The 5,465-nt window shown below is 73.1% G+C and carries 5 protein-coding genes; 2 read left to right on the top strand and 3 right to left on the bottom strand.

Annotated elements, in window-relative coordinates; genetic code table 11:
- Both hflC and hflK read right to left on the bottom strand, forming a co-directional pair.
- The coding region (gene hflC, locus L2I40_RS18405) for a protease modulator HflC (protein WP_237216643.1) at nt 1-933 on the bottom strand (933 nt) is incomplete at its 3' end.
- Nucleotides 930-2,141 (bottom strand): FtsH protease activity modulator HflK, encoded by a 1,212-nt coding sequence (gene hflK / locus L2I40_RS18400; protein WP_237216642.1) that lies wholly within the window; start codon nt 2,139-2,141, stop codon nt 930-932. The genes hflK and hflC, both read right to left, overlap by 4 nt.
- A gap of 163 nt (nt 2,142-2,304) precedes the next feature.
- Between hflK and L2I40_RS18395 the strand changes: the two genes are divergently transcribed.
- On the top strand, nt 2,305-3,420 hold the full coding sequence (locus tag L2I40_RS18395) for an Mrp/NBP35 family ATP-binding protein (protein WP_237216641.1): 1,116 nt from the start codon (nt 2,305-2,307) through the stop codon (nt 3,418-3,420).
- Between the two features lie 12 nt (nt 3,421-3,432).
- On the opposite strand, the gene L2I40_RS18390 is transcribed toward L2I40_RS18395, so the two are convergent.
- On the bottom strand, nt 3,433-4,302 hold the full coding sequence (locus tag L2I40_RS18390; RefSeq protein ID WP_237216640.1) for a CPBP family intramembrane glutamic endopeptidase: 870 nt from the start codon (nt 4,300-4,302) through the stop codon (nt 3,433-3,435).
- A gap of 243 nt (nt 4,303-4,545) precedes the next feature.
- Between L2I40_RS18390 and L2I40_RS18385 the strand changes: the two genes are divergently transcribed.
- The gene (locus L2I40_RS18385) at nt 4,546-5,358 is read left to right on the top strand and encodes a class I SAM-dependent methyltransferase (protein WP_237216639.1); all 813 of its coding nucleotides are present in this window, start codon (nt 4,546-4,548) and stop codon (nt 5,356-5,358) included.
- The last annotated feature ends 107 nt before the right edge of the window (nt 5,359-5,465 follow it).

Genomic DNA, 5,465 nt, shown 5'->3' with positions numbered 1-5,465 from the left:
GGCGGGCACGGGCGGCGGCAGGGCCACCGCGCGCGGGGCGGGCGCCGCGGCGCCGGAGGCAGCGCCAGGCATCTGCATGCTCTCCCGGAAGAAGCGGAAGAACTCGCTGTCGGGCGACAGCAGCATCCGCGTCTCGCCCTGGCTGAAGGCCTCGCGATAGGCCTGCATGGTGCGCCAGAACTGGAAGAATTGCGGATCGCGCTGGAAGGCCTCGGCGAAGATGCGGATCGCGTCTTGCTCGCCCTGGCCGCGCAGGATGTCGGCCTGCGCCTGCGCCTCGGCGAGCAGCACGGTCCGCTCGCGGTCGGCGCGCGCGCGCACCTGCGCCGCCACCTCGGCGCCCTCCGCGCGGGCCTCCCGCGCGACGCGCTCGCGCTCGGACTGCATGCGGTTCAGGATCGCCTGGGTGTTCTCGTCCGGCAGGTCGGCGCGGCGGATGCGCACATCCGTCACCTCGATGCCGAAGCGCCGCGCCTCCTCGTTCACCTGGCGGCGGATCTCGCCCATGATCCGCGTCCGGTCGGTGGACAGCACGCTCAGCAGCGGCTCGTTGCCGAGCACGCGGCGGAGAGCGGAGGTGACGATCGAGTTCAGCCGCGCGCGGATGCCCGCCTCGGCCGCGCCTGCCGTCTGGAAGAACAGCAGCGGGTCGGTGATGCGGTAGCGCGTGAAGCTGTCCACGATCAGCCGCCTTTGGTCGCCGAGGATCACCTCCTCGCCCGCCGCCTCGTAGTCGAGCAGGCGGCGGTCGAAGGCGATCACCGACTGCACGAAGGGGATCTTCGCCTGCAGCCCCGGCTCGGTGATCACGCGGATCGGCTGGCCGAACTGGGTGATCAGCACCTGCTGCGTCTGGTGGACCGTGAACAGCGTGGAGGAGGCGACGACGATGCCGACCGCCGCCGCCACCGCGAGGATGAGGGCGCGGTTCATCGGGGCACTCCCTGCGGGCGGGCGGGCATCTGGTTAGGATTCCCGAGCTGCGGCGCCGGCGCCGGACGGGTCAGTTGCGGCGCGGCGGCCACCGGGGCGCGGGAGACTTCGCCGCCGAGGTTCAGGAACGGCACGACGCCCTGCAGCCCGCTGTCCACCAGCACGGTCGGGTTGCGGCGCAGGATCTCCTCCATGGTCTCGATGTACATCCGCCGCAGCGTCACGTCCTGCGCCGCCTGGTAGGCGGTGAGCACGCTGACGAAGCGCTGCGCCTCGCCTCGGGCGCGGGCGACGTTAGACTCGCGGAAGCCCTCGGCTTCCTGGACCATGCGCTCCGCCTCGCCGCGCGCCCGCGGGATGATGTCGTTGCGGTAGCTCTCGGCCTCGTTGCGCGCGCGCTCGCGGTCGGCATTGGCGCGCTGCACGTCGCGGAAGGCGTCCACCACCTGGGTCGGCGGGTCCACCTTCTGCAGCTGCACCTGCGTGATCTCAACGCCGGCGCGGTACTGGTCCATGATCGCCTGGGTCCCCCGCCGGACCTCCTGCTCGATCTGCGCGCGCGCTTCCGTCAGCGCGGGCTGGATCGGCGTGCGGCCGATCACCTCGCGCATCACGCTCTCGGCCGCGGACTTCACCGTGACCTCGGGGTTGCGCGTGTTGAACAGGAACTCGCCCGCGTCGCGGATGCGCCAGAACACCGCGAAGTCGATGTCGATGATGTTCTCGTCGCCGGTCAGCATCAGCGACTCCTCCAGCACGTCGCGCGCCGCGATCGGGCGCGCGCCGACGGGGGTGTCGCCCGGGGCGCGGAAGCCGACATCCACGCGGTTGATGCGCGTGACGCGCGGCGTGGTCACGCTCTCGACCGGCCAGGGGATGTGATAGTTGAGGCCCGGCGGCGCGGTGCGGTCGAAGGCGCCGAAGCGCATCACCACGCCCTGCTCGTCCGGATTGACACGATAGAAGCCAGAGGCTGCCCACAGCGCCACCAGCACCAGCCCGATCAGCGCGAGACCCTTGCCGCCCGACCCGCGCGGCAGCCACCGCCGCACCGCGTCCTGTGCCTGGCGGATCACGTCGTCGAGGTCGGGTCCCGGCCCGCGGCCACCCCCGCCCCCGCCGCCGCCCGGCGGCTGCGGCGCGCCCCACGGCCCGCCCGGTCGTGGGTTGCCCCAGGGGCTCGGCCCGCCGCTGTTGTTCCACGCCATCGGGTACTTGGCCTCCTCTATCCCGGCAGTCAGGCAACTCCTCCGGCCCAGGAGGGGTGCAGCCGCCGCGCCGCTAGTCCATATCACCGCCACGAAGCGTGCGGCAGGCCGGGTTACGGCTCGGTCACGCCGATATCTTGTCGGGAGAGAGGTTTTTCAAGCGATGGGCGAGACCCTGGAGTCCCGGGTGCGGCAGGCACTCCGGGCCGTGCGCGACCCGGCCAGCGGCCGCGACGTGGTCGAGGCCGGCATGGTGGACGGGCTCGTCGCCAAGGACGGCATGGTGCAGTTCGCCATCCAGGTCCCGCGCGAGCGCGCCCGCGACTCGGAACCGCTGCGCGCCGCGGCCGAGAAGGCCGCCTCCGCCGTCCCCGGCGTGCTGTCGGCCACCGTCGTGCTGACGGCCCACCGGGCGGAGGCCCCGAAGGCCCCTTCCGGCCCGGCGCCGGGCGGCAAGGCCGCGCCCGGCCAGGGCCCGATGCTCCTGCCCGAGGTCGGTGCCATCGTCGCGGTGGCCTCCGGCAAGGGCGGCGTCGGCAAGTCCACCACCGCGGTGAACCTCGCCGTCGCCCTGGCCTCCCAGGGGCTGCGCGTCGGGCTGCTGGATGCCGACATCTACGGCCCGTCCCTCCCCCAGATGCTCGGCACGCGCGAGCGGCCGCGCGCCGAGCAGCAGCGCATCATCCCGCTCCAGCGCTGGGGGCTGAAGGCGATGTCCATCGGCTTCCTGGTGGAGGAGGAGACGCCGATGATCTGGCGCGGCCCGATGGTGATGGGCGCGCTTGAGCAGCTGATGGGCCAGGTGGAGTGGGGCGCGCTCGACGTCATGGTCGTGGACATGCCGCCCGGCACCGGCGACGCGCAGCTGACGATGAGCCAGCGCGTGCCGCTGGCCGGCGCGGTGATCGTCTCCACCCCGCAGGATGTCGCGCTGATCGATGCGCGGCGTGGCGTGCGAATGTTCGAGAAGGTCGGCGTGCCGGTGCTCGGGCTGATCGAGAACATGTCATTCTACTGCTGCCCGAATTGCGGCCACCGCGCCGAGCTCTTCGGCCATGGCGGCGGCCGGGCGGAGGCCGAGCGGCTCGGCGTCGAGTTCCTGGGCGAGCTGCCGCTCAAGCTCGCGATCCGCGAGCTGGCCGATGCCGGCACGCCGATCGTCGCGGCCAAGCCCGAGACGGAGGAGGCGCAGGCCTACCAGCGCATCGCGACGCGCCTGCGGGAGAAGCTGGCCGAGCGCAGCGGCGCCAAGGCGGGGCCGAGGATCGTGATCGAGTAGCGCCCCGGCGGGTCAGGCCCGGCGCCGCCAGAGCGGCGGCACGACGTTGCCGCGCCGGATCGCCATGGCCAGCAGGATCAGCCCGGTGGCGGTGCAGAGCAGCAGCGCCACCACCGAGGATTCCAGGCCGAAGCTGCCGCCGGTCAGCGCGACAGGTCCGTCGATGCTGGCCCTCATCAGCCCCGGATCGGCGTCGCCGCCCGACACGATGCCGGAGAAGACGGCCGACTGCGTGTAGTTCCAGGACATGTGGAAGCCGATGCTCAGCCAGAGGCGGCGGGTCAGCATGTAGGCGGCGGCCAGAAGCAGCCCCGCCTCGATGCTGATGAAGACGGCGCCCATCACGGTGGCCGCCGGGTTGAGGAGGTGGACGAAGCCGAAGACCAGGGACGACACCACCAGGGCGATCCAGCTGCCGAAGACCTCCTCGATGCTGCGGAACACCACGCCGCGGAACAGCAGCTCCTCGAACATGCCGGAGCTCAGCGCCATCGCCAGCGCCGGCAGCAGGAAGGTCCAGGGGTTCAGCCCCTCGATCCGGTAGATGCCGAGAGCCATCAGGACCAGCACGCAGGCGACGTAGAGCCCGGCGCCGACCGCGAGGCCAAGGCCAAGCTCCCGTCCCATCCCCGGCAGGGACAATTCCGTCACGCGGCGCCGTTCGACGAAGCGGGCGAAGCCGACATAGACGGCGAGCCCCGCCGCCGTCATGCCCGCCACCCCGGCGGCCGAAGCGAGCGGCCGGCCCGACAAGGCCACCATCACGTCGTTGCTCATCACCAGCATGACAAAGAGCGCGCCGCCGAGCACGACCAGGCGAGCGAGCGGCATCGCCACCGCCCATGGCAGGACGGCCGAGCCGCGTTCCGTGCCTGCCGCCATGCGATCGCCCCTTCCCCCGGCACCGGGACGATAGGCCACGAGAGCGGACCGACCCATACGATTCTTCCGATGTGGGAACTATCCCGGCAGCGGGCGCCGCCGCCGCGCAGCACCGAGACACTCGGCCCCGCGGGATGCGTGGCCGCGCGCGCACATCCCGGCGATCCGGCCCGAATTCGGCCCCGCGGCCGTCGCCGCCGCCCTATCGCTGTCCCGACGCGGGCAGCCACGGGGAGATGCGCGATGGCAGGCGGCGGCGCGGCGGAGGAGGGCCGGCTCTGGGCGGCGGGGGAGGCCTATGAGCCCTATGTCGGGCGCTGGAGCCGCCTGGTGGCGGCGCAGTTCCTGCCGCGGCTCGGCGTGCCACCGGGCGCGCGTTGGCTCGATGTCGGTTGCGGCACCGGCGCGCTGACCGAGGCGATCCTGGAGACCGAGGCCCCGGCCGCGGTGACCGGCGTCGAGCCCTCGGCGGCCTTCCTCGCCTTTGCTCAGCGCCGCGTGACGGATCCGCGCGTCACCTTCCGGCCCGGCGATGCCCAGGCGCTGCCGGTCCCGGATGGTGCCTTCGATGCGGTGGTCAGCGGGCTCGTGCTGAACTTCGTGCCGGACCAACCGAAGGCCGCCGCGGAGATGCGCCGCGTTGCGCGCGCCGGCGCCACCGTCGCGGCCTATGTCTGGGACTATGCCGAGGGCATGCAGATGATGCGCCGCTTCTGGGATGCGGCCGCCGCGCTCGACCCGGAAGGCGCCGGCGGCCGCGACGAGGCGCTCCGCTTCGCGCTCTGCCGGCCCGATCCGCTGCGGGCACTGTTCGAGGCGGCCGGGCTGCGCGCCGTCGAGGTCGCGGCGATCGAGGTCCCGACCACCTTCCGCGACTTCGACGACTACTGGACGCCCTTCCTGGCGGGCGGCGCGCCGGCGCCTGCCTATTGCCTGTCGCTCGACGAGACACGCCGAACGGCGCTGCGCGAGCGTCTCCGCGCCACGCTGCCGGCCGAGCCCGACGGGAGCATCCGGCTCTCCGCCCGCGCCTGGGCGGTGCACGGGACCGCCTGACCGGCGACGCGCTCAACCGAGCAGCGCGTCGGTCTCCGTCGCTGTGGGCATCGCGCTCGCCGCGCCCGGGCGCGTGCAGGCGATCGCCGCGGCGGCGCTGGCGCGGC

The organism is Falsiroseomonas oryziterrae, from assembly GCF_021864505.1.
Lineage (GTDB): Bacteria > Pseudomonadota > Alphaproteobacteria > Acetobacterales > Acetobacteraceae > Falsiroseomonas > Falsiroseomonas oryziterrae.
Note: the sequence above shows the minus strand (reverse complement) of the source record. Positions and strands in the feature narration are given on the sequence as shown.

Bases quoted from the DNA above. Each gene is read 5' to 3' on its own strand.
- hflK (WP_237216642.1), bottom strand. From the start codon at position 2,141: ATGGCGTGGAACAACAGCGGCGGGCCGAGCCCCTGGGGCAACCCACGA.
- L2I40_RS18395 (WP_237216641.1), top strand. From the start codon at position 2,305: ATGGGCGAGACCCTGGAGTCCCGGGTGCGGCAGGCACTCCGGGCCGTG.
- L2I40_RS18390 (WP_237216640.1), bottom strand. From the start codon at position 4,302: ATGGCGGCAGGCACGGAACGCGGCTCGGCCGTCCTGCCATGGGCGGTG.
- L2I40_RS18385 (WP_237216639.1), top strand. From the start codon at position 4,546: ATGGCAGGCGGCGGCGCGGCGGAGGAGGGCCGGCTCTGGGCGGCGGGG.